General features: G+C 71.3%; 20 protein-coding genes. 10 read left to right on the top strand and 10 right to left on the bottom strand.

Annotation, left to right across the window (positions count from 1 at the left end; all coding sequences use genetic code 11):
* The first annotated feature begins 121 nt into the window (after positions 1–121).
* Complete coding sequence (locus RUR_RS29880; RefSeq protein ID WP_283138556.1) at positions 122–4,528, top strand: type VII secretion EssC family protein; 4,407 nt, start codon at positions 122–124, stop codon at positions 4,526–4,528.
* Positions 4,529–4,580: 52 nt separating this feature from the next.
* Here RUR_RS29880 and RUR_RS29885 read toward each other — a convergent pair whose 3' ends face one another.
* The gene (locus RUR_RS29885) at positions 4,581–4,853 is read right to left on the bottom strand and encodes a WXG100 family type VII secretion target (protein WP_283138557.1); all 273 of its coding nucleotides are present in this window, start codon (positions 4,851–4,853) and stop codon (positions 4,581–4,583) included.
* A gap of 440 nt (positions 4,854–5,293) precedes the next feature.
* On the opposite strand from RUR_RS29885, the gene RUR_RS29890 reads away from it, so the two are divergent.
* From RUR_RS29890 to RUR_RS29905, 4 genes are all read left to right on the top strand, one after another.
* On the top strand, positions 5,294–7,048 hold the full coding sequence (locus tag RUR_RS29890) for an acetyl/propionyl/methylcrotonyl-CoA carboxylase subunit alpha (protein WP_283138558.1): 1,755 nt from the start codon (positions 5,294–5,296) through the stop codon (positions 7,046–7,048).
* Between the two features lie 187 nt (positions 7,049–7,235).
* Positions 7,236–8,576 (top strand): hypothetical protein, encoded by a 1,341-nt coding sequence (locus RUR_RS29895; RefSeq protein ID WP_283138559.1) that lies wholly within the window; start codon positions 7,236–7,238, stop codon positions 8,574–8,576.
* 156 nt (positions 8,577–8,732) lie between these two features.
* Positions 8,733–9,548 carry a hypothetical protein gene (locus RUR_RS29900; protein ID WP_283138560.1) on the top strand — a complete coding sequence of 272 codons (816 nt, stop codon included), beginning with the start codon at positions 8,733–8,735 and terminating at the stop codon, positions 9,546–9,548.
* Between the two features lie 99 nt (positions 9,549–9,647).
* Positions 9,648–10,736, top strand: a complete 1,089-nt coding sequence (locus tag RUR_RS29905) for a pentapeptide repeat-containing protein (RefSeq protein WP_283138561.1) — start codon at positions 9,648–9,650, stop codon at positions 10,734–10,736.
* Here RUR_RS29905 and RUR_RS29910 read toward each other — a convergent pair.
* A complete protein-coding gene (locus tag RUR_RS29910; protein ID WP_283138562.1) occupies positions 10,723–12,111 on the bottom strand; it encodes an NAD(P)H-quinone dehydrogenase in 1,389 nt (462 codons plus the stop codon). The genes RUR_RS29905 and RUR_RS29910 overlap by 14 nt on opposite strands.
* Before the next feature lie 61 nt (positions 12,112–12,172).
* On the opposite strand from RUR_RS29910, the gene RUR_RS29915 reads away from it, so the two are divergent.
* The 4 genes from RUR_RS29915 (at position 12,173) to hisS (ending at position 16,541) form a co-directional block, all read left to right on the top strand.
* The gene (locus RUR_RS29915) at positions 12,173–12,625 is read left to right on the top strand and encodes a gamma-glutamylcyclotransferase family protein (RefSeq protein ID WP_283138563.1); all 453 of its coding nucleotides are present in this window, start codon (positions 12,173–12,175) and stop codon (positions 12,623–12,625) included.
* 29 nt (positions 12,626–12,654) lie between these two features.
* Positions 12,655–13,452, top strand: coding sequence for a purine-nucleoside phosphorylase (locus tag RUR_RS29920; RefSeq protein ID WP_428847034.1), 798 nt, complete (start codon positions 12,655–12,657; stop codon positions 13,450–13,452).
* A gap of 7 nt (positions 13,453–13,459) precedes the next feature.
* Positions 13,460–15,082 carry a phospho-sugar mutase gene (locus RUR_RS29925; RefSeq protein WP_283138564.1) on the top strand — a complete coding sequence of 541 codons (1,623 nt, stop codon included), beginning with the start codon at positions 13,460–13,462 and terminating at the stop codon, positions 15,080–15,082.
* Between the two features lie 67 nt (positions 15,083–15,149).
* On the top strand, positions 15,150–16,541 hold the full coding sequence (gene hisS, locus RUR_RS29930; RefSeq protein WP_283138565.1) for a histidine--tRNA ligase: 1,392 nt from the start codon (positions 15,150–15,152) through the stop codon (positions 16,539–16,541).
* On the opposite strand, the gene RUR_RS29935 is transcribed toward hisS, so the two are convergent.
* The 6 genes from RUR_RS29935 to RUR_RS29960 form a co-directional block, all read right to left on the bottom strand.
* Positions 16,497–17,081 (bottom strand): PH domain-containing protein, encoded by a 585-nt coding sequence (locus RUR_RS29935; protein ID WP_283138566.1) that lies wholly within the window; start codon positions 17,079–17,081, stop codon positions 16,497–16,499. The two genes, hisS and RUR_RS29935, sit on opposite strands and share 45 nt — an antisense overlap.
* Positions 17,078–18,160, bottom strand: a complete 1,083-nt coding sequence (locus RUR_RS29940) for an adenosine deaminase (RefSeq protein ID WP_283138567.1) — start codon at positions 18,158–18,160, stop codon at positions 17,078–17,080. Before RUR_RS29940 ends, RUR_RS29935 begins: the two co-directional genes overlap by 4 nt.
* Before the next feature lie 54 nt (positions 18,161–18,214).
* Positions 18,215–18,571 carry a cupin domain-containing protein gene (locus tag RUR_RS29945; protein ID WP_283138568.1) on the bottom strand — a complete coding sequence of 119 codons (357 nt, stop codon included), beginning with the start codon at positions 18,569–18,571 and terminating at the stop codon, positions 18,215–18,217.
* Positions 18,572–18,588: 17 nt separating this feature from the next.
* Entirely contained in the window at positions 18,589–19,221 is a 633-nt protein-coding gene (locus RUR_RS29950; protein ID WP_283138569.1) for an AMIN-like domain-containing (lipo)protein, read from the bottom strand.
* A gap of 68 nt (positions 19,222–19,289) precedes the next feature.
* Entirely contained in the window at positions 19,290–20,576 is a 1,287-nt protein-coding gene (locus tag RUR_RS29955; protein ID WP_283138570.1) for a thymidine phosphorylase, read from the bottom strand.
* 29 nt (positions 20,577–20,605) lie between these two features.
* On the bottom strand, positions 20,606–22,033 hold the full coding sequence (locus RUR_RS29960; protein WP_283138571.1) for an MFS transporter: 1,428 nt from the start codon (positions 22,031–22,033) through the stop codon (positions 20,606–20,608).
* An 87-nt stretch (positions 22,034–22,120) separates the two neighbouring features.
* Here RUR_RS29960 and RUR_RS29965 point away from each other — a divergent pair, with 87 nt between their 5' ends.
* Entirely contained in the window at positions 22,121–22,540 is a 420-nt protein-coding gene (locus RUR_RS29965) for a MarR family transcriptional regulator (protein ID WP_283138572.1), read from the top strand.
* On the opposite strand, the gene RUR_RS29970 is transcribed toward RUR_RS29965, so the two are convergent.
* Positions 22,489–22,893 (bottom strand): cytidine deaminase, encoded by a 405-nt coding sequence (locus RUR_RS29970; protein ID WP_283138573.1) that lies wholly within the window; start codon positions 22,891–22,893, stop codon positions 22,489–22,491. The genes RUR_RS29965 and RUR_RS29970 overlap by 52 nt on opposite strands.
* Entirely contained in the window at positions 22,890–24,161 is a 1,272-nt protein-coding gene (locus RUR_RS29975; protein WP_283138574.1) for an ABC transporter permease, read from the bottom strand. Before RUR_RS29975 ends, RUR_RS29970 begins: the two co-directional genes overlap by 4 nt.
* Positions 24,162–24,165 lie beyond the last annotated feature (4 nt).

Raw genomic sequence — 24,165 nt, forward strand, 5'->3', positions numbered from 1 at the left:
CCCCGTCCTGGTCGACGAGTGAAGTCAGGGCCGCGGATTTCGCGCTGGAAACGCGATCTGCGGCCTACCCTGGATCGACACCTCGGCCAAGGCCGGATGAGGAGCGGACAAAGGAATCGCCATGCGGATCGGGCTCACCGTGCTCACCACCGAGGGCTCGCGCGAAGTGCTGGTCGAGGGCGACGACGCGACCACGGTGGCCGACCTCGCCACGGCCCTCGGGGGCGTCGCCGAGGAACGGCCCGCCAACGTGGTCCGGCTCCCCCGCACCCGCGCGCCGTACGGCCTGGGGCGGGACCGGGCCGAACCGCCGCCCCGGCTCTGGTACGAGGGCGCCGTGCTCAGCCCGGCCGTCCACGTCCTGGACGTCCTGCACGACGGCGACGTGGTCGGCCTGGACGAGGACCGGGCCCCGGCCACCCTCCGGGCGGAGCCGAGCGGGATCATGGAGATCCGCCTGATCGGCGGCCCCGCCGCGGGCGCCGTCCACCGGATCGGCTTCGGCGCCCACACCCTCGGCTCCGCCGGGCGATGCGCCGTACGGGTACCCGACCCGATGCTCCCCGACGAGACCGCCGTCGTCCGGGTCCGGCCCGACGGCGTCGTGATCGAATCCGCCGGGCTCGCCGCCCTCGACGGGCAACCGGTGCACGGATCGGTCCCCTGGCCGGAGGGCGGGGTGCTCACCGCCGGCACCTCGGTGTTCACCCTGCGACCCCACGAACAGCCGGACGCGTTCCTGAACCGGCTCGCGGGCGGCGGGCTCGCCTACAACCGGCCGCCCCGGCTCCGCCCCGCCGAACGGCGGCGCCGGCTGGACGTCCCGATCGAGCCCAGACGGACCGAGGGCATGCGGCTGCAGCTGCTCGCCGCGTTCCTCCCCGCGCTCCTCGGCGTCGGCCTCGCCGTGGCCCTGCAGACCTGGTACTTCCTGCTCTTCGCCCTCATGACGCCGGTCATCATGATCGGCCAGTGGTGGAGCGACCGCCGGCACGGGCGCAAACAGCATCGGCAGGCGATGAAGGAGTACCGCAGGCGCAAGGCGCGCTTCACCGAGGAACTGGAGCGCGCCCGGGTCGCCGACCAGGCCGAGCGGCGCGCGGCCGCCCCCGACGCCGCCGAGATCCTGCTCACCGCCACCGGGCCGCGGCGGCGGCTCTGGGAGCGCCGAGGCCACGACGGCGACGCCCTGGAGCTCCGCGTCGGGCTCGCCGACCTCCCCGCCGAACTGGATCTGATCGCCGAGCGGGGCGCGCCCGGGGACTCGCCGCTCCCCGATCCGCCGATGTCCTACGCCGTGCCGGTGACGCTGCCCCTGCGGCGCCTCGGGGTCGTCGGCCTCACCGGGCCGCGGCCCCTCGCCCGGGGGCTGGCCCGCTGGCTCGTCGGGCAGGCCGCCGCCCTGCACAGCCCGCGCGACCTGTCGATCGTGGTGATCTCCGCCCACCCGGACGCCGCCGAGCAGTGGGGCTGGACCCGCTGGCTGCCGCACACCGCGCCGCGCGACGGCCAGGAGTGCGTCGCCTTGATCGGTTCCGACTCCGAGTCCGCGGCCAAGCGGGTCACCGAGCTCATCGCGAGAATCAACGAGACCGACGACGACACCCCGCCGGTCTTCCCCCGCTTCGGCTCCGGCGAACCGGGGAACGGGTTCGCCTCCTACGACGAGAAGCTCCACCACGTCCTGGTCGTGCTGGACGGGGCGCAGGCCCTGCGCGCCCTGCCCGGCATGCCGCAGGTGCTCCGCCAGGGGCCGCCCGCCGGGATCCACACGATCGCGATCGACGACGAGCAGCGGCTGCTGCCCGAGGAGTGCGGGTGCGTCGCCAGGATGGACCCGTCGGGGACCGTACGGCTCCTCGGCGGCGAGATGGACCTGGTCGGAGAGATCCTCGCCGACCAGGTGAGCGTGGCGTGGTGCGACCGGACGGCCCGGGCGCTCGCCCCGATCAGGGACGTGAGCCGGGACGACGCCGACGCGCTCCTCCCCGACGCGGCCCGGCTGCTGGAGCTGATCGAGTTGCCCGTCCCCACCGGACGCGCCGTCGGCGAGCTGTGGCGCGACGGCGGCCGGACGACCCGGGCGCCGATCGGGGTGTCCGCCGAAGGCCCGTACTCGGTGGACCTGCGGCTGGACGGCCCGCACGCCCTGATCGCCGGCACCACGGGCGCGGGCAAGTCGGAGCTGCTGCAGACGCTCGTCTCCTCGCTCGCGGTCGCCAACCGCCCCGACGAGATGACCTTCGTGCTGATCGACTACAAGGGCGGGTCCGCGTTCAAGGACTGCGCGCGGCTCCCGCACACCGTGGGCATGGTGAGCGACCTCGACGGCCGGCTCACCGAGCGGGCGCTGGAATCGCTCGCCGCCGAACTGCGCCGGCGGGAACGCCTCCTGCTGGAGGCCGACGCCAAGGACATCGAGGACTACCACCGCTCCCATCCCCGCAGACGCCGAGGGCGGCCCCTCCCCCGGCTGATCCTCATCATCGACGAGTTCGCGGCGCTCGTGAGCGAGCTGCCCGACTTCGTCACCGGGCTCGTCGACATCGCCAGGCGCGGGCGCTCCCTCGGCGTCCACCTCATCCTGGCCACCCAGCGGCCGGCCGGGGTGGTCACGGCCGACATCCAGGCCAACACCTCGCTGCGGATCGCGCTCCGGGTCACCGACAACACGGAGTCCTCCGACGTCATCGACCGGCCGGACGCCGCGCACATCCCCCGGTCCACGCCGGGGCGCTGCTACGTACGGACCGGGATGAACGCGCCTGTGGCCGTACAGACCGCTCGGATCGGCGGGCGCAGGCCCTCCGCGGACCGGCCCGTCGCCGGGCCCCGGGTCGTCCCCGTCGGCTGGTCCGAGCTCGGCCGCCCGCTCCCCGCCGCCACGGCGCCCGAGGAGGAGATGGCCGAGACCGACCTGTCCGTCCTGGTGGACGCCGTCCGCGAAGCCGCCGCACTGCTGGGAATCGGCGAACAGCCCAGCCCGTGGCTGCCGCCGCTGGCCGAGCGGATCGACCTGCCCGCCGCGGAGCCCCGCGAGGGAGAGGTGCCCCCGTTGCCGTACGGGCTCATCGACCTCCCCGCCGCCCAGACCCGCAGCCCCCTCGTCCTGGACCCGGTGCACGGCGGGCACACGATGATCGCCGGGGCCGCCCGCAGCGGGCGGACCACCGCGCTGCGGACCCTGGCCGGATCGATCGCGGCGAACGCGTCCCCCGACGACGTCCACATCCACGTGATCGACTGCGGCTCGGGGGCCATGCTCCCCCTCCTGGCGCTCCCGCACTGCGGCGCCGTCGTCACCCGCGACCAGGTCGACCGGGTGGAACGCCTGCTCACCCGGCTCCGGGACGAGGTGGGCAGACGCCAGCAGCTCCTCGCCGAGCACGGGTACGCCTCACTCGCCGAGGCCCGGCGGGCCGGGCTTCGCCTCCCGTGGCTCGTCCTCATGCTCGACCGGTGGGAGGGGTTCGTCGCCGCATTCGAGAACTACGACTACGGACGCCTGATCGAAGCGATGCTCCAACTGCTGCGGGAGGGCGCCGCCGTCGGCCTGCGCGCCGCCGTCACCGCCGACCGGTCCGGGCTGCTCGGCCAGATCTCCACCGTCTTCGACGACCGGCTCATCCTCCGGCTCGCCGACCCGGTCGACGCCGGGCTCGCCGGGATCCCGAGCTCCAGCCTGCCGAGTCCCTGGAACCCCGGACGGGCGCTCATCCCCGGCGGCTCCGAATGCCAGATCGCCCTGCTCGACCCCGACTCCTCCGGCCCCGCCCAGGTCTCCGCGCTCCAGAGGCTCGCCCGGGAGTCCGCGCGGCGGTTCCCCACGGCGGTGCGCCCGCTCCGGGTCGACGCGCTGCCGCTGCGGCTGACCGCGCCCGAAGCCCTCGCGCTCGCCCCGGGGTTCAAGCCCCCGTCGTATCTGTGGGCGCTGCTCGGCGCGGGCGGTGACGAGCTCACGCCGTGCGGGGTCGACCTGCTCACCCAGGGCCCCGGCGCCGTCGTCGCGGGCCCGCCCAGGTCGGGCCGGTCCTCGACGCTGCTCACCGCCGCGCGGTCCCTGCTCTCCCAGGGCACCCCGGTCGCGGTGGTTGCGCCCCGCCGTACCCCGCTCCGCGACCTGCCCGGGATCCTCGGAGTCCTGGACGGCGACGCGCCGGCGGCCCGGCTGACCGACCTCCTCGCCGGGCTCGACCGCTACGTGGTGCTGGTCGACGACGCCGAACTGATCTCGGCGGACTCCCCGCTCGGCGCCGCCCTGGAGGGCGTGCTCGCCTCCGGCCGGGACGCCCCGCACGGCCTGATCCTCGCGGGGACCACGGGGGACCTGGGGCAGGCGTACCGGGGGTTCGTCGCCCAGGCCCGCAAGTCGCGGACCGGGTTGATCCTGTCGGTGCAGAACCCGGCCGACGGGGACCTGTTCAACGTCCGCCTGCCGCGGGGCGCCACCGGAGGCCCCACCGGACGCGGCCTGCTCGTCCGGGTCGGCGCCGTCACCCCGGTCCAGGCCGCGCTCCCGGAGTCGTGAGACACGGCAAGGCCGGACGACACGGCTTGTGTCGCCCGGCCCGTCACGCCTGCTATCGCGTGGACGCGTCGATGTCCCCCCGGGAAGCGCTCACGAACCGCGCCGCCTCGTCGATCTCCTCCGACATCCGCTGGAACGCGGTGCGGTAGTTCTGCCAGGAGTCTCTGAAGCGGTTCGCGCGATCCCCCTTCCACGCGACACCGATCTTCGCCGCCTCACGGTCGAGAGCGGCCATCACCTGCCTGATCTGGTCCGCCTGCTGCTTGAACTGCGCGGACATGTTTTGCATCTCCGCGAGGTCGCCGCCGACAAAACCATCCGCCATGGCGGTCTCCTTCTCTCGGTCTCGATGGGCACTCGGCCCACACCATAACGTGAATCCACGCAGGCAAACAGGAATCCATAACCATCGCCTGCATTAACCGTGAAATTCATTCGAGCTCTGCAGAAGATTTCAAGCGCCATATCCGGCGGATAAAGTGCGGTCATGAGACGCGGTCAATCCCCGCAATCCGCCAATCGGCCGGTCCCGGCGCGTCAGGCGTCGAGTACCGAAGGGGATCCGATCCGTGATCGTATTTCGCCGGCCGAAAACACCGGCGGACCGGCGTGCGCCCGGCCGGAAACCGTGGTCCGGGCACGCCGGACGGGCGGCCCCGGGAATCGGAGGGCGCCCAAGTTCCGCCGAAGGGGGCGGCCTAAACTCCTCACAGACCGCGTCGGGCAACCACCGCGGTCGACGGCACCAGGGAGGATGAGGTACTCGTGCAGAAGGTCCTGATCGCCAACCGTGGTGAGATCGCCGTACGGATCGCCCGCGCCTGTCGGGACGCCGGCCTGCTCGGTGTCGCCGTCTACGCGGATCAAGACCTCGACGCCCTCCACGTCCGTGTCGCCGACGAGGCGTACGCGCTGGTCGGGCAGACGCCGGCGGAAACCTATCTCGACGTCGACAAACTGCTGAAGATCGCGCAGACGAGCGGGGCCGACGCGGTGCACCCCGGGTACGGCTTCCTGGCGGAGAACGCGGACTTCGCCCGCGCGGTCCTGGACGCGGGCCTGATCTGGATCGGTCCTCCCCCCGAGGCGATCGACGCGCTGGGGGACAAGGTCCAGGCACGGCACATCGCCCAGCGGGTCGGCGCGCCGCTCGTCCCCGGCACCCCCGACCCCGTCTCGGGCGTGGCGGAGGTCGTGGCCTTCGCCCGGGAGCACGGCCTGCCCATCGCGATCAAGGCGGCGTACGGCGGCGGCGGGCGCGGTATGAAGGTCGCCCGCGACCTGGCCGAGATCCCCGACCTGTACGAGTCGGCGGTGCGCGAGGCGGTGGCGGCCTTCGGCCGGGGTGAGTGCTTCGTCGAGCGCTACCTCGACCGTCCGCGCCACGTGGAGACCCAATGCCTGGCCGACACCCACGGCAACGTCGTGGTGGTCAGCACCCGGGACTGCTCGCTGCAGCGCCGGCACCAGAAGCTGGTGGAGGAGGCCCCGGCGCCGTTCCTCACCGGCGAGCAGCTCGCCCTGCTCACCTCCAGTTCCAAGGCGATCCTGCGGGAGGCCGGGTACGTGGGCGCCGGGACCTGCGAGTTCCTGGTCGGCCAGGACGGGGTGATCTCCTTCCTGGAGGTCAACACCCGGCTCCAGGTGGAGCACCCGGTCACCGAGGAGGTCTCCGGCATCGACCTGGTACGGGAGATGTTCCGCATCGCCGAGGGCGAGCCGCTGGGCTACGACGACCCGCCGCTGCGCGGCCACTCCGTCGAGTTCCGGATCAACGCCGAGGACCCGGGGCTCGACTTCATGCCCGCCCCGGGGACGCTCTCGGCCTGGCGGCCGCCGTCGGGGCCGGGGGTGCGGCTGGACTCGGGTTACGAGACGGGCATGACCGTGCCCCAGTCGTTCGACTCCCTGATCGCCAAACTGATCGTCACCGGGCGCACCCGGGACGAGGCGCTGCGCCGGGCGCGCCGGGCCCTCGCCGAGTTCGAGGTCGAAGGCATGCCGACGGTGATTCCGTTCCACCGGGCGGTGCTGGAGGACCCCGCGTTCACCGGCGAGCCGTTCACCGTCCACACCCGGTGGATCGAGACCGAGTTCGACAACCGGATTCCCCCCTTCGCCGGTGTCGCCGCCGAAACGGCCCCGCCGGCCGAGCGGGAGCGGGTCGTCGTCGAGGTCGGCGGGAAGCGGCTGGAGGTCGTGCTCCCCGCCGGGCTGGGGACCGCGGGGGCCGGCCGGGGCGGAGTCGCCGCCGCCGCGCCCAAGCGGGGTGCGAAGAAGGACCAGGCGAGTGCCCTGGGCGGAGACGCCCTGGTCACCCCGATGCAGGGCACCATCGTCAAGGTCGTCGCGGAGGACGGGACGACGGTCGCGCCCGGCGACACGGTCGTCGTCCTGGAAGCCATGAAGATGGAGCAGCGGCTCGCCGCCCACAAAGCCGGCACCGTCCGCAACCTGACCGTCCAGGTCGGGCAGATCGTCTCCGGTGGGACCGCCATCTGCGAGATCAAGGACGTCTGAGGACACGGTCAAGCCCCGTCGTGACGAGCGCCACACCGGCGGGGCGCATAGGCTCCTAAGGGCGGGCCCGCGAGCGCGAGCCCGGTGCCGGAGGGGGAAGACCGGTGGATGACCAGGGAATACTTTCCCTGTGACGGGAACGTTTCCGTAACGCCGTTCGTCTCCAAGGGCGAAGGAGGCTTTTGACGTGAGTGAAATCCGCCGTGTCCGACGCGTCACCGGGCGGATCGCCGCCCTTTCCACCGGACTCGTCGCCGTGTTCCTGATGGCGCTCATGGTGGCGCCCGCCGCCCACGCCGCGGTACCCAACCCCGAGACGATCCTTTCGGCCTGGAAGAGCGACCCGCTCTACGTCGAGTCCGGCTCCGCGCTGAGCTCGTCCCAGGCGAACGAAATCCGAAGCTCCCTGCGGGACTCCAAGTACCCGATCTACGTCGCCGCGCTCCCCGACAACACGGTGACCGGCGCGAACGCGGAGAATTTCCTCCGCACGCTCGGCCTGGGGATGCGCGACCAGGGAAAGACCAAGTTCGCGGTCGCCGTACTGGACGGCAACACCCTGTTCGCCAGCTCCAGCAGCCTGCGCCCCGGTGAGGCCGGCCGCCTGGCCCGCCAGGCCACCAGCGCCAACTCCGACGTGGTCGCCGGGATGAAGGACTTCGTCGACATGGTGAACGTCCGCGCCGAAGGCGGCCGGGTCAGCACCGGGACCGGCTCGTCCTCCTCCGGCTCCGGAGTCGGCGCCCTGGTCAGCCTGCTGGTCATCGGACTCGTCGGCGGGCTCGGCTTCTTCGCCTACTCCCGCAAGAAGCGCAAGGACACCGAGCGGCGCGAGGCCCGGGAACTCGCCGCGGTGAAGCAGACGGTCGACGAGGACGTCACCAAGCTGGGCGAGGAGATCACCGCCCTCGACCTCGACGTGAAGATGCTGGAGAACCGGCACGAGACCCTGGACGACTGGCAGAAGGCGCTCGACTCCTACGAGCGGGCCAAGTCCGAGCTCGTCAAGGTCAAGCGCCCCGACGAGTTCCGCGGCGTCACCGGCGCGCTGGAGGAGGGCCGATACGCCCTCGCCTGCGTGAAGGCCCGCGTCAACCGGGAGCCGCTGCCCGAGCGGCGGGTCCCCTGCTTCTTCAACCCGCAGCACGGCCCGTCCGTGCGCGACGTCCGCTGGGCCCCGCCCGGCGGCACCCCGCGCGACGTGCCCGCCTGTGCGGCCGACTCGGTCGCCATCGAGCAGGGCTACGACCCGCAGATGCGCGAGGTCATGGTCGACGGCAAGCGGGTGCCGTACTGGAACGCCGGTCCGGCCTACCAGCCCTACGCCTACGGCTACTACGGCGGCGCCGGCGACCTCATGAGCATGATGCTCGTCGGCACGCTCCTCGGCAGCGCCATGTCGGGCGGCTGGGGCTACGGAGGCTACGGCGGCGGTGACGCCGGTGGCGGAGGAGACCTCGGCGGCGGAGGCGGCGACTTCGGCGGAGGGGACTTCGGCGGAGGCTTCGACTTCGGCGGCGACTTCTAAGTCACGACAAGCGCCGTACGGCCCTCAGGCGGTTTCGCGCCTGAGGGCCGTACCCGTTTCCGGCCCGGGATCGACACCCCATCAAACCGCCAAGAAGCCGTTCCGTCTGGGTATTGCCGACCGAGGCCCGTCCCCGGCGCCGTTAGGTTGCCGGACATGGCCGAACCAGAACCGCCCCTGACGCCGGAGAGCGATGCCCCGGCCTTCGAAGTCCAGCTCCGCGGCTACAGCCGCCCACAGGTCGACGAGTACATCATCCGGACGACGCGGGAGATATGCACGCTGAAAGAGCGGCTCTCCACGGCGCTCCAGGCCACCGAGGCGATGCAGAACCGGCTGAACGCGGCCCGCACCGCCGGCAGATCCCCCCACGAGCAGCTCAGCAAGCGCTTGTCGGAAATCTGGAACCTCGCCGAGGAGGAGGCCAGGCAGCGCAAGGCCGACACGGCCGAGGAGGTGGAGCGGCTGCTGGCCGGCGCCCGCAAGCAGTCCGACCACATGCTCAGCGCCGCCCAGGAGCAGGCGGAGGAGGTGGTTGAGCGAGCGCGGCTGGAATCCGAGCAGGTCAACTCCGTCTCACGGGAGCAGGCGGAACAGATTCTGACCAGCGCTCGGGGAATCGCCGACCGGATCCTCGCGGAGGCCGAGCACCGTGCGAAAGTGATCAATGACGACGCGACCAGGCGCCTGGAGCAGCTCACCGAGATGCACGCCGAGGCGACCCGGCGACTCTGCTCGGTCCGGGACTCCCTGATCGACCTGATGCGCCGGGACGGGGCCACCGGCACCCTCTCCGAGATGGTGGCACGGCTGCTGACCGACGGGATCATCCCCGACCTCGATCCGGACGACGCCGCGCCCCGCGTCGGACCGGCGCCCGCGCAGCTCCGGGTCGCCCCCGGCGGACGCCCCCCGTACGGCGCACCCGCCCGCTACGCGCTCACCGCGACCGCGGGCTCCGACGACGAGTGACGGACGGGTGGGGTGGGATCGGTGAGACTTCTCACCCCAAGCCGGTCATTCCCCGAAAACCCTTGCGTGCGCCCAGGTGGCAACCGAGAAGATTCAGTCATGCGTCTCCGGTCGGCCCTCATGCTGAGCATCGTCACCGCGATCTCGGCGATCCCCCTCTGGCTCGCCCCCGCCCAGGCGGCGTGCAAATCCGGCAGCGGACCCGACTACCGTGGCCGCAACCTCACCCGGGTGGAGAACCTCCCACGGGACCTGAGCTGCGCGAACTTCACGGGAGCGAAACTCGACGGGGTCGACCTCAGCCAGTACCGCCTGGAGCGGGCCGTGTTCAAGGACGCCTCGCTCAAAGAGGTCGAGATGGGTCAGGCCCAGCTCAACTACGCCGACTTCCGGGGTGCCGACCTCAGTGACGCCGACCTCCTCCAAGCCAAGCTGGAGCACGCCGACCTGAGCGGGGCCGACCTGACCCGCGCCACGGTCACCCAGGCCGAACTCGACGACGCCAAGCTGGTCGGCGCCACCCTGCACGACGCCGAACTCGGCCAGGTCGACGCCCGCCGGGCCGACTTCACCCGGGCGACCCTCACCCGGACCGATCTGAGCCAGGGCACCCTGCTCAACGCCGTCTTCACCGATGCGAACCTGACCGGGGCCGACCTCACCCAGGCGAAGCTGAAGGGGGCGGGGTTCACCGGCGCCGACCTCACCGGGGCGAGCCTCATCCAGGCCCAGGACGCCGACTTCACCGGGAGCAAGGGAGTGGACGGGGAGGAGCCGCCCGTCCCCGACGAGCCCGAGCCTGACCCGGAGGACACCGGAAAGCCGGTCGCGGCCGAAGAGTCCGCGGTGGGGCGCAAGGAGCGGCCGACCGGGGTCCTGCTGGTGATCGTGGCGGCGGCCGTACTCGGGGTGGTCCTGCTCACCTGGGCGGGGTACCGGCGCCGGCGCTCGGTCGCCGACCGCAAACGGCAGCTGGTCGCGGCCGACCTCGTCCAGCTGGGCGAAGAGATCGACACCCTCGATTTCGACGTGCGGTTCCGGTTCGGTGACGACGAGGACTACCGGTACGCCGTGGACGCCTACACCGCCGCCAGGAGCGCCATGGACTCAGGGGACCTCGCCGTGGCCGCGGAAGCCGTACAGCACGCCCGGTACGCGCTGGAAAGGGTGCGGTTCAAATCGTCGTGATCGGCTGCATGAGCCGGCGCGCCGCCTCGGTGATCGAACCGGAGAGCGACGGGTAGACCGCGAACGTGTGCGCGATCTGATCCACGGTGAGCCGCTGCTGCACCGCGACCGAGACGCCGAGGATCAGCTCCGAGGCCCGCGGCGCGACCACGACCCCGCCCAGGATGATCCCGGTGTGCGGACGGCAGAACAGCTTGATGAACCCGTCGTCGAACGCCTGCATCTTGGCCCGCGCGTTGGTGCCGAGCGGCAGTTTCACCACGTTCGCCTCGACCTCGCCGGACTCGATCTGGCGGTGGCTGACCCCCACCGTCGCGATCTCGGGGTCGGTGAAGATCGCCGAGGCCACCGTGCCCAGCCGGAGGGGCTGCACCGCCTCGCCGAGCGTGTGCCAGACGGCGATCCGGCCCTGCATGGCGGCGACCGAGGCGAGCATGAGAATCCCGGTGCAGTCCCCGGCCGCGTAGACCCCGGGGGCCGACGTCCTGGACACCTTGTCCACCTCGATGAAGCCGTTCCGGTCCAGCCGGACCCCGGCCTCCTCCAGGCCGATCCCCCGCGTGTTGGGGATCATCCCGACGGTCATCAGGCAGTGGGTGCCCTCGGCGGTCCGCCCGTCCTCCAGGGTCACCACCACGCCGTCGCCGGTGCGTTTGACGTACTGCGCACGGGAACGTCCCATGACGTCCATCCCACGGCGCCGGTAGACCTCCTCCAGCACCTCCGCGGCGTCGGCGTCCTCGTTGGGCATCATCCGGTCCCGCGAGGAGACCAGGGTGACCTGCGAACCGCAGGACTGGTAGGCGCCCGCGAACTCCGCGCCGGTCACCCCCGACCCGACCACGATCAGCCGTTCCGGCAGCTCGTCCAGGTCGTAGAGCTGACGCCAGGTGAGAATGCGCTCCCCGTCGGGCTCCGCGCCGGGCAGGATCCGCGGTGTGGCGCCGGTGGCCAGGATCACGGTGTCCGCCTCGACGACCCGATCCCCGACCTCCACCGTCCGGTGGTCGCGAAGCCTGCCGGTCCCCCGCACCACCTCGACGCCCTCGGCCACCAGCCGCGCCGCGATGTCGGCGGACTGCGCCTGGGCGAGCTCCTTGACCCGCTGATTGACCAGGGGAAGGTCGACGTGGACCCCGCCGACCTCACCGTCGGCGCCGCCGTCGAAGCGCACACCGAGCGAGGCGGCGTCCATCAGGGCCTGCTTGCGCACACTGGTCGCGATCATTGTCTTGGACGGCACGCAGTCGGTGAGCACACACGCTCCACCGGGACCGTCTTGCTCGACAACCGTGACTTGTGCTCCCAATTGGGCGGCTACCAGCGCCGCTTCATAGCCGCCTGGTCCGCCGCCAACGATCACAATACTCGTCACATACTCTATTCTCCCGCACCGCGGCACCCTTCTGGTCCTCACTGGTCTACCCTTGTGTGTCGTGCCTGTCTACGCCGCTTACGGCAGCAACATGGACCCCAAGCAAATGGCTCAGCGGGCCCCTCACTCGCCCATGCGCGGCTCGGGCTGGTTGCCGGGCTGGCGTCTGACCTTCGCCGGGGAGGACGTCGGCTGGGACGGCGCGCTCGCCACGATCGTCGAAGACGCACTCGAACATGTGTTTGTGGTGCTCTACGACGTCCCCGAATGGGATGAGTCGTCCCTGGATCAATGGGAAGGCGCCCACCTGGGGATCTACCACAAGGTACGGCTGCGCGTGCAGACCCTGGACGGCGAGGTCCTCGCCTGGATGTACGTGGTCGACGCCTACGAGGGCGGGCTGCCCTCGGCGCGCTACCTCGGGATCCTCGCCGACGCGGCCGAGCGGGCGGGCGCGCCCGACGACTACGTGAAGGATCTGCGGAGTCGTCCGTGTAAGTCCATCGGCGACTGATCCGCCGCTCCCGGGTACGCTCCCCTATCGTGAACGCATACGAACTCGCCGGGGCTGCGGCGAACTCATTGAGAGAGCGCGCCGGCGTCGACTCCTTCGACGTCGCCCTGGTCATGGGGTCGGGCTGGCTACCCGCCGCCGACGCGATCGGCGAGGTCGCCGCGGAGATGGCGGTCACCGAACTGCCCGGATTCGCGCCGCCCGCGGTCGCCGGGCACGCCGGGCGGGTCCGTGCGACGGTCACCGCCTCGGGCAAGAACGTTTTAATCTTCCTGGGGCGCACCCACCTGTACGAGGGCCGGGGTGTCGACCCCGTCGTGCACAACGTCCGCACCGCCGCCGCGGCCGGTGTGCGCACCGTCGTGCTGACCAACGCCGCCGGGGGACTCCGCCCGGAGACGCAGCGGGTGGGCGAGCCGATCCTGATCAGCGATCACATCAACATGACCGGGCAGACGCCGATCGTCGGGGCCACGTTCATCGACCTCACCGACGTCTACACACCCCGCCTGCGGAAACTGGCCCTGGAGGTCGACCCCGGCCTGACCGAGGGCGTCTACCTGGCACTGCGCGGCCCGACCTACGAGACCCCCGCCGAGATCCGGATGTTCCGTACGATCGGTGCGGATCTGGTCGGCATGTCCACCGTGCTGGAGGCGATCGCCGCCCGGGAGGCCGGAGCCGAGATCCTCGGGCTCTCCATGGTGACCAACTACGGTGCGGGGCTGGCCGGCGAGCCGCTCAACCACGAGGAGGTCCTCGCCGTGGGCGCCGCCACCGCCGAGCGGATGGGCCATCTGCTCGCCAAGGTGATCGACCGGATCTGAGGAAACGATGACCTCGGCGAACCTGGCGGCGGCCGCGCGGAAGTGGATCGCCCAGGACCCCGACCCGGCTACCCGCGCCGAACTGGCCGCCCTCCTGGACGACGAGGCCGCCCTCGCCGACCGGTTCGGCGCCAAACTGGAATTCGGTACGGCGGGACTGCGCGGCGAACTCGGCCCGGGGCCGAACCGGATGAACCGGGTCACCGTCATGCGCGCGGCCTCCGGGCTCAGCGCGGTCCTCGGACCCGGCGCGCACGTCGTCATCGGGTACGACGCCCGGCACAACTCCGACGTCTTCGCCCACGACACCGCGGCGATCCTCACCGGGGCGGGCCTGCGCGCCTCCGTCCTGCCGGGCCCGCTGCCCACGCCGGTCCTCGCGTTCGCCGTACGGCACCTGCGCGCCGACGCGGGCGTCATGGTGACCGCCTCCCACAACCCGCCGCAGGACAACGGCTACAAGGTGTACTGGCGGGACGGGGCGCAGATCGTCCCACCGATCGACGCCGAGATCTCCGCCGCCATCGACGCCGTCGGCGCCGTGGACGCGCTGCCCCGCGGCGAGGGGTGGACCGTGCTCGGCGACGAGATCGCCGAAGCCTACCTCGCCGCCCTCGCCACGCTGCCGACCGGTTCGGCCCGCGCGCTCCGGATCGCCTACACGCCGCTGCACGGCGTGGGAGGTGCCACCCTGGTCTCCGCGCTGGTCCGAGCGGGATTCGCCGAGCCTGAGGTCGTACCCGCCCAAGCCCTGCCCGACCCGGACTTTCCCACCGTGTCGTTCCCCAACCCCGAGGAACCCGGCGCGATGGACCTCGCGCTCGCCCTAGGCCGGCGGACCGGCGCCGACCTGGTGATCGCCAACGACCCCGACGCGGACCGCTGCGCCGTCGCGGTGGGATCCAGGATGCTCACCGGGGACGAGGTCGGCGGGCTCATCGCCGAATACGTCCTCGCGAACACCTGCGGAGACGGCCGATCCGTGGCCACCACGATCGTCTCCTCCACCCTCCTCGCCAAGATCGCCGAGTCGTACGGCGTCCGCCACGCCCTCTCGCTCACCGGCTTTAAATGGATCATGAAGTCGGCGCCCGGGAACACCCGGCTCGTCTTCGGATACGAGGAAGCCCTCGGCTACAGCGTCGGCTCCGACACCGGGCTGCCCGTCCACGACAAAGACGGCATCGGCGCCGCGCTCACCGTCGCCGCCCTCGCCGCCGAAGCCAAAGCCCACGGGAAGACCCTCCTCGACCTCCTCGACGACCAGGCCGAACGGTACGGACTCCACGCCACCGCGCCCCTGTCCGTCCGCGTCGCCGACCTCGGCCTCATCACCGAGGCGATGGCCCGGCTCCGCGCGCGTCCCCCGGCCCGGCTGGGGAACCGCACCGTCGAATCCGTCGACGACCTCACCGCGGGAGTGGCCGGCCTCGCCCCCACCGAAGGCCTTCGCTACCACCTGAGCGGCGGCGCCCGCGTCGTCGTACGCCCCTCAGGCACCGAACCCAAACTCAAGGCCTACCTGGAAGTCGTCGTCCCCGTCACCACCACCGTCCAAGCCGCCCGGGCGGAAGCCGCCACCGACCTGGAAGCCCTCCGCACCGATCTCAGGCTCCTGCTCAACCTCTAACGAACCCGATCACGGGTGACCATGTGATTACACTAGGTCACATTGCTGATCATTCGGGGAGGCGAGAATGTCCTGGTCTGGGCAATCCTTGGAGCCGCCGTCGGGTACCCGTGACTTCCTGGCCGCCGAGCACCGGCGGCGGGAGTCGGCCTTCGCGGTGGTCCGGGGTGTCTTCGACAGCTATGGGTTCGACCCGTTGCAGACACCGGCCTTTGAGCGCCTGGAGGTTCTGACCGGGAAGTACGGGGATGAGGGCGACAAACTCATCTTCAAGATCCTGCGCCGGGGGGAACACGAGGCCACGGGAGAGGCCGACCTGGCCCTTCGCTACGACCTGACGGTGCCGCTGGCCCGGGTCATGGGCGGGTACGGCGGGCGACTGCCCATGCCGTACAAGCGGTACGCGATCGGGCCGGTGTGGCGGGCGGACCGGCCGGGCCGGGGACGGTTCCGGGAGTTCGTCCAGTGCGACGTGGACATCGTCGGCTCCGGCGCGCTCCCGGCCGACGCCGAGGTGCTCTGCGCGGTCGACGCCGCGCTCACGGCGCTGGGGGTGCCGGGCTTCCGTTTTCTGATCAACTCGCGCAAGGTGCTCACCGGTCTGCTCGACTGCTACGAAGTCCCCGCCGAGATCGGCGGGCGGGTGCTGATCACCCTGGACAAGCTGGACAAACTCTCCCCCGACGAGGTCGTCCGTGAGCTGGAGGAGCGGGGGCTGTCCGCCGCGGCGGCCAAACCGCTCGTGGAAGACCTGGTCGCCGAGGACTCGGTGCAGCGGGTGCGCTCCGCCCTCACCGGGAACGCGTGCGGGCAGGCGGGCCTGGCGGAGGTGGGCCGGCTGCTGGAGCTGGTGGGCGGGGTGGTACCGGCGGGCCGGGTCACGTTCACCCCTCGCCTCGTCCGAGGGCTCGACTACTACACGGGGGCCATCTGGGAGGTGGTCGCCCCGGGCATGCCCGGCTCCATCGCGTCCGGGGGGCGCTACGACCGCCTGGTCGCCTCGCTCGGCGGGCCCGACCTGCCCGCGGTCGGCGGATCCCTCGGGATCGAACGGATCCTCGCCCTCCTCCCCGACTCAGACGGCGAGTCCGACCGGCTTGACGTCGCGGTCACCATCCTGGACGAGGACGACGCCCCCGGGCTCCTGGCTTTGGCGGCCCGTCTGCGGCGCGCGGGGCTTCGCACCGGTGTTTACCTCGGCTCCAGCGGCAAACTCGCCAAGCAGCTAAAGTGGGCGTCGGACCGCGGGGCCCGCCACACCCTCATTCAGGGCCCGGCGGAGAAGGCCGAACGCCGCGTGACCGTCCGCGACATGGACACCGCCTGCCAGACCACCGTCCCGATCGGCGAGGTCATCGCCTACCTCGCGGACCGGCCGGGCACCGGCCCCCGGCCCGGCGGGCCGCCCGTACCGTCAGACGAGGACGGCGACGATCGAGACGGCCAGCAGGGCCAGTGAGGCGAGGGAGAGACCGACCGCGACCGGAGACCAGGCGACCTTGGCCGCGGCCGTATCGCCCTTCTTCGGCCGGCGGCTGACCGCGAACTCGGAGAGCTGCCGGGCCACCCAGTCCGCGTGGGTCACCCCCCGGAACGACTCGGCGTCCCTCTCCTTCAGACCGGGCTTGGTCGCCACACCCTTGCGCAGCGCCTGGCGCCTCTCCTTGGAGGAGGTCTGCGGGGTCCACGACCGGACGACGGTCTCCCCGGCGCTGATCCGGATCGAGTGCGAGACCGTGATGTCGTCGACCGCGCTCCACGGGATGAACGCGTCCCGGAACGGGTTGTGGACCTGTACCCCTTCGTCCCCGGCGACGATGCGCGGACGGAAGCAGGTGAGGTAGATCGCGACGGTGAAGGCGAGCAGGATGGCGCCACCGAGCAGCGCGTAGGCGTCCCGGCCGCGGAGCACCAGGTCGACGGCGTTCACGAAGGCGAACGCGAACCAGACGTAGGCGACGACGAGCGCGAACTTGGAGCGGAAGACCGTCGGCTTCACGGTCGGCCGACCGCCCATTTCAACTGCGCGAACCCCGGCTTGATCACTCCGTTGATCAGTGCCAGCCGCTCGTCGAAGGGGATGAACGCCGACTTCATCGCGTTGACGGTGAACCACTGGAGATCGTCCCAGCCGTAGCCGAACGCGGTGACGAGTTTGGCGAACTCCTCGGAGACCGAGGTCTGGCTCATCAACCGGTTGTCGGTGTTGACCGTCACCCGGAAGTTCAGGCGGCGCAGAAGGCCGATCGGGTGCTCGGCGATCGAGGTGGCGGCGCCCGTCTGCAGGTTGGAGGTCGGGCACATCTCCAGCGGAATCCGCTTGTCCCTGACGTAGGCGGCGAGCCTGCCCAGCTTCGCCGTCCCGTCGCCCGAGATCGAGATGTCGTCGATGATGCGGACGCCGTGGCCGAGCCGGTCCGCGCCGCACCACTGGATCGCCTGCCAGATCGAGGGCAGCCCGAACGCCTCGCCGGCGTGGATCGTGAAGTGGGCGTTCTCCCGCTGCAGGTATTCGAAGGCGTCCAGATGCCGGGTGGGAGGGTACCCCGCCTCCGCGCCCGCGATGTCGAAGCCGACGACCCCCACGTCCCGGTAGCGGACGGCGAGTTCGGCGATCTCATGGGACCGCGCCGCGTGCCGCATGGCCGTGAGCAGCGTGCCGACCCTGATCTTCGGGGGTCCCTGCCGGAACCCCTCCAGGACCGCCTCGACCACCTCGTCCAGGGTGAGTCCCTTGCCGATGTGCTGCTCGGGGGCGTAGCGGATCTCCGCGTAGACCACCCCGTCGGCGGCGAGGTCTTCGGCGCACTCCCGGGCGACCCGGGTCAGCGCCTCCTTCGTCCGCATCACGCCGACCGTGTGCGCGAAGGTCTCCAGGTAGCGCTCGAGTGAACCGGAGTCCGCCGCGTCCCGGAACCACCGCCGGAGTTCACCGGGGTCGGTCGTGGGCAGGCGGGTGTACCCGCTCGCCCGCGCGAGGTCGATGATGGTCTCCGGGCGCACTCCCCCGTCGAGATGGTCGTGCAGCAGGACCTTGGGCGCTTGGCGGATCTCGTCAATCGTCGGCAGATGGCTCACGGTCGCCACGTTACCGGCCGCGGCACGGTGAACACACCCCGGTGGTTCCCGTGGTCACTCCTCGTCCCGGGCGGCGAGGTCCACGGCGAAGGCGGGCAGGCAGATGGCGACGTACTCGGCGCCGTCGGGGCCCACGGAGTACCTGACGCGCTCACCCGGCTCGGTGACCACCGCCTGACCGGCGTCCACCTGGACGGAGCCCCCGTCGTGCTCGACGGTCAACGAGCCGCGCAGTACCAAGGTGTACTCGGCGAACTTCGGCGTCTGAGCGGGTTCCGACCACCCCGGGGGTGCCGTCATGTGCGCCACCGAGGCGCGCTCGTCTCCGGTGTTCACCCGCCCGGCGTACTCATTGATGATCTTCCCGCCGGGGACCGGGATCTGTGCCGCCGCTGTGATATGCCTGACCATCCACACAGTGTGCCACGTCAGTGTGCCACGTCGACCACGAGCCTGCTCGGCTCCTTGAGCTCCAGCACCCGGAACCCCGACTTGCGTTCCAGGACCAGCCCCACGGTGACCACGGCCTCGAAATCCCCGATGAGCACGACGTTGCGCAACCCCTTCTGCCCCACGTTCACGGTGTCCGGCCCGGTCCAGGTGGAGGTGCCGTCCGGACGGTGGGCGTTCGCCGGGAACATGGCGATCTGCAGGTACGCGCCGCCCTTCAGCTTCACGGGCTCGCCGGAGCCGTCCCGGACCAGACGGTCGACGTAGGAGACGCGATAGCCGGGCAGGACGCCGTCCAGGTCCAGCACGACGCGGGTGAACTTCGGATGACGCGCCGTGCGCACCCCCTTCACCAAGGGGGCCTCGGCGGGGGAGCGCTTGACCTCCACCGCTTTGACACCGGTCGGCGGGGCGAGGGAGGCGGGCGGCTCGGTGGTCGGGGGCGGGGTGGACTCCGCCGGGGCCGGGGTGGTGGCGGTGACCGCCGGAGCGGTGGAGACCGAGGCGTCCCGGACCGGCGACGGCGCCCCCCGCACCTGTGCCGGGCCCGCCGCTCCGCAGGCGGTGAGCAGGAACAGACCGGCGATCGCCATCACTGGCACACGTCGCATGGCGCGCCCTTTCTTCGGTTGTTCAGTTGGAAGGTCATCCGGTTAGATGCCCGGATCGGCCGTCCGGTTCACCCCGCCGTGATGCGGTCGATCACCAGGGGCAGCTGGTCGGGACTGCTCGACGGGCCCACTTCGCAGGCACCCTCGAGCGTGCGCAGGGCCCGGTCGAACCTGGCCGTCTCGTCGGTGTGCAGGGTCATGAGCGGCTGGCCTTTGCGGACGACGTCGCCGACCGTGACGTGCAGGGTGATCCCGGCGCCGAAGGAGACCGGGTCCTCCTTCCTGGCCCGCCCGGCGCCGAGCCGCCACGCCGCCACCCCGACGGCGAGCGCGTCCAGCTTGGTCACCACCCCGGAGCCCGGCACGGTGAGCGTCATGCTCTCGGCCGCCCGGGGCAGCGGGGCGTCCGGATCCCCGCCTTGGGCGCCGATCATGCGGCGCCAGACGTCCATCGCCGATCCGTCGGCCAGCGCGTCGGCGGGGTCCTTGCCGTCCGTCCCGGCCAGCTCCAGCATCTCCCGTGCCAGCCGCACGGTCAGTTCGACGACGTCGCGGGGGCCGCCGCCGGCGAGCACCTCGACGGCCTCGGTCACCTCCAGCGCGTTGCCGACCGCCCGGCCGAGGGGGCGGTCCATGGCGGTGAGCAGCGCGACGGTGCGCACCCCGTGGTCGACGCCGATCGCCACCATGGTCTCGGCGAGTTCCCGGGCCCGGCCGATCGTCTTCATGAAGGCGCCCGACCCCACCTTGACGTCGAGGACGAGCGATCCGGTCCCCTCGGCGATCTTCTTCGACATGATCGACGACGCGATGAGCGGGATCGACTCCACGGTCCCGGTGACGTCGCGGAGCGCGTAGAGCCGCCGGTCCGCGGGGGCGAGCCCGGAGCCCGCCGCGCAGATCACCGCACCGACGGAGTCCAGGACGCCGAACATCTCCCGGTTGCTCAGCGCGGCCCGCCAGCCGGGGATGGACTCGAGTTTGTCCAGGGTTCCGCCGGTGTGACCGAGCCCTCGGCCGGAGAGCTGCGGCACGGCCACCCCGCAGGCGGCGACCAGCGGCGTGAGCGGAAGAGTGATCTTGTCGCCCACGCCGCCGGTGGAGTGCTTGTCCGCGGTCTGCCGATCCAGGGCGGACCAGTCCATCCGCTCACCGGACGCGATCATCGCCTCCGTCCACTCGCCGATCTCGCGGCGGGTCATCCCGTTGAGGAGGATCGCCATGGCGAGGGAGGACATCTGTTCCTCGGCGACGACGCCCCGGGTGTAGGCGTCGATCACCCAGTCGATCTGGGCGCGGGACAGCTCGCCGCCGTCCCGCTTGGTGACGATGACGTCGATCGCATCGAAGCTCATGCCAGCCATCTAACCAACAATGTCCAGAGTCATACGGTTTCCAGGGTCTCCTTCGGTTCAGGCTGCCCCGGAGCCTGCCTCCTGGCCCGGAGGCCGAAGAGCGACACGACGAGGGCGACGACCCCGAATCCCGTCACCACCAGCAAGGCGGGCCGGAGCGCGTCCGGGTCGAAGGTCTGCCCGTTCGCGGTCAGCACCACCGTGATGACGGCGAGGATCACCGCGCCGCCGAGCTGGATCGAGGTGTTCACCAACCCCGCGGCCAGGCCCTGCTCCTCGTCGTCGACGCCCGCGGTGGCCTGGACGTTCAACGAGGTGAAGCTGAGCGCGAACGCGGCCCCCAGCAGCACCATGCCGGGCAGGATCACCCAGAGGATGTGCCCCGCCGAGTCCATGCGCAGGAACAGCAGATACCCGGTGAGCAGGGCGACGGCGCCGACGGCGACCAGGCGAGAGGTCCCGTACCGGTCCACCACCGCGCCCATCTTGGTGGAGGTGAGCGCGACGATGACGCCTGAGGGCAGGAAGGCGAGAGCGGTTTCGAGCGCCGACCAGCCGAGGCCGATCTGCAGATACTGCATCACGACGAACTGGAAACTCACATAGGAGCCGAACAGCACGAACACCCCGATGTTGGCCCGAGCGACCGGGCCCGAGCGGAGAATCCCCAATCTGACCAGCGGGTACGGCTTACGCGTCTCGATCCGCAGGAAGGCGGCGAGCAGCAGCACCGCGGCGAGGAGGACGAGGACGGTCCGCGGGGACGTCCAGCCGGCTTCGGGGGCCTCCACGACGCCGAAGACGAGCAGAAGCATGGCCCCGGTCCCGGTGACGGCGCCGGCCAGGTCGTATCCCTGCCGCCCGCGCTCCTGCGGCGTACGCGGAACGAACTTGATCGCCGCCAGGAGCACCAGGAGGGCCGCCGGGCCGGGCATCAGGAAGGTCCACCGCCAGCCGACCTCGGTGAGGAGTCCGGACAGCACCAGGCCAAGGGAGAATCCGCTGGCCGCGGTGGCGGCGAAGATCGACATGGCCCGGTTGCGCGCCGGGCCTTCGGCGAAGGTCGTGGTGAGGATGGACAGGGCGGCGGGTGCGGTGAAGGCGGCGCTCACCCCTTTGACGAAACGCGCCGCGATGAGCAGCCCGCCGTCGCTCACCAGCCCGCCGAGGAGGGAGGCGCCGGAGAAGACGGCGAGGGCGACGATGAGGACCCGCCTGCGCCCGAGCAGGTCGGCGGCCCGGCCCCCGAGTAGCAGCAGGCCGCCGTACCCGAGCACGTAGCCGCTGACGACCCATTGCAGTTCCGAGGTCGTCAGGCCGAGCTCGTCCCGGATGGAGGGCAGCGCGACACCCACCATCGAGACGTCGAGGGCGTCGAGGAACACCACGGCGCAGACGACCAGGAGGGTGGCCCAGAGCCGTCCGTTCCAGCGCTCGGTATCCGCTGTAGAAGTCATGTGCGCCAAGATTACATGCACATGCATTAGATGCATAGCAATTTAATGCAGATGCATTAAATCCCCGCCATGGCTATAATCCGCCCTGTGACCGAAGAAGACCTCGTGAGAACGTGGCGTTCGATGCACTGCAGACACGCGATGATCTGGGCTTCGCTGGAGCGCACGCTCCAGGACCGGCACAACGTCGGCGCGAGCGAGTACGAGGTGCTCGATCGGCTCGCCGAAGCGACGCACGGCAAGCTCCGGGTTCAGGAGCTCGCCGACGCGGTCTGCCTCAGCCAGAGCGCGCTGTCCCGCCTGATCGCCCGGTTGGAGAGCGCAGGGCTGGTCGTCCGGGCGATGTGCGACATGGACCGCCGCGGAATCTTCGTGGAGATGACCGGCGAAGGCCGAAGCCGGCACGCCGAGGCCCGCTCCACGCACCTGGCGGTCCTCGGCGAGATGCTCACCGATCAGTGGGTCGTGCCGCCGAGCCTGTCCAAGTCGGCGGGACCGAAGGCGTAGGGCAGCAACTCCGCCATCCGCACCGGCCCCTGCGGCGTGTCGACCAGAAGCTCGGGGCCGCCGTGTTCGAAGAGCAACTGACGGCATCGGCCGCAGGGGGCGAGCAGCTCCCCGTTCCCGTCCACGCAGGTGAACGCGGTCAGCCGACCGCCCCCCGAGGAGTGCAGCGCCGAGACCAGCCCGCACTCGGCGCACAGGCCGAGGCCGTACGAGGCGTTCTCCACGTTGCACCCGACCACCACCCGGCCGTCGTCCACCAGGGCGGCGGCGCCGACGGGGAAGCGGGAGTACGGCGCGTACGCGCGCAGCATCGCGGTACGGGCCTGCGCCCGCAACCCCGTCCAGTCGATCACGTGGATTCACCTCGCCGGTAGGGCAAGCCGACCGACGCGGGCATGCGCAGCCGCTGCGAGGCGAAGGCGAGCACGAGCAGCGTCACCAGGTGCGGGGTGAACTGGGTGAACTGCTCCGGCACGGTGTCGGTGACCGCGTAGACGACGAAGACGAGCGCGGCGCCGACGGCGGTGACGACCGCAGCCCGGATCCGGCTCTGCCGGACCAGCTGATAGATCGCGATGCCGACGAGCAGAATCGAGACGAGCAGCAGCAGGGCGTGCACCGACGTGCCGCCCTGCCGCAGCTGGAGCGCGTCGGTGTACCCGAAGAGGGTGGAGCCGGCGGCGAGACCGCCCGGCCGCCAGTTTCCGAAGATCATGGCGGCGAGGCCGATGTAGCCGCGGCCGCCGGTCTGGTCCTCCCGGTAGATCCCCGCCGCGACGATCGCCAGGAACGCCCCGCCGAGTCCGGCGAACGCCCCGGAGACCACGACGGCGATGTACTTGTAGGAGTAGACGTTGACGCCGAGCGACTCCGCCGCGACCGGCCGTTCGCCGCAGGAGCGGAGCCGGAGACCGAAGGCCGTACGCCACAGGATCCAGAAGGTCAGCGGCACCAGCAGGATCGCCAGCAGCGTGAAGGGTGAGACGTTCTGGGTGAGCCCCAGCAGGACGTTGGCGAAGTCGGAGATGAGGAACCACTCCTTCTCCCCCAGCGCCCGCAACGGCGTTCCGATCCACGGCAGGCTCACCGGGTCGATCTGCGGAATCTGCGGGGACTGGGTCTCCCCGCCGCCCTGCATCTCCGTGAAGATCACTCTGGACAGGTATTTCACCACGCCGAACGCGACGATGTTGATCGCCACACCGGAGATGATGTGGTCGACTCCGAAGGTGACCGTGGCGAGCGCGTGGAGCAGACCGCCGATCGCGCCGCCCAGGGCGCCCGCGACCACCCCCGCCCAGGGGTTCCCGAAGGCCACCCCGGCCCAGGCGCCGAACCAGGTGCCGAGGATCATCATGCCTTCGAGGCCGATGTTGACGATGCCCGCCCGCTCCGCCCAGAGGCCGCCGAGGCCGGCGAGCCCGATGGGGACGGCCGCGCGGACCGCCGCGTTGACCGCGCCCTCGGAGGTGAGGTCGTCCGCCCCGGTCGCCACCCGTACCACGGCGAGCAAAACGATCAGCCCGGCCAGGCCGATCAGGATCCACGGCCAGGTCAGCCTGGTCCGGCGGGCCGGGGGTGTCTGCAGCGGAACACTCGCGGTGACTCCTGTGACGCTCATCGCT

The sequence above is a fragment of the Rhizohabitans arisaemae genome (genome assembly GCF_025996515.1).
GTDB lineage: Bacteria > Actinomycetota > Actinomycetes > Streptosporangiales > Streptosporangiaceae > Rhizohabitans > Rhizohabitans arisaemae.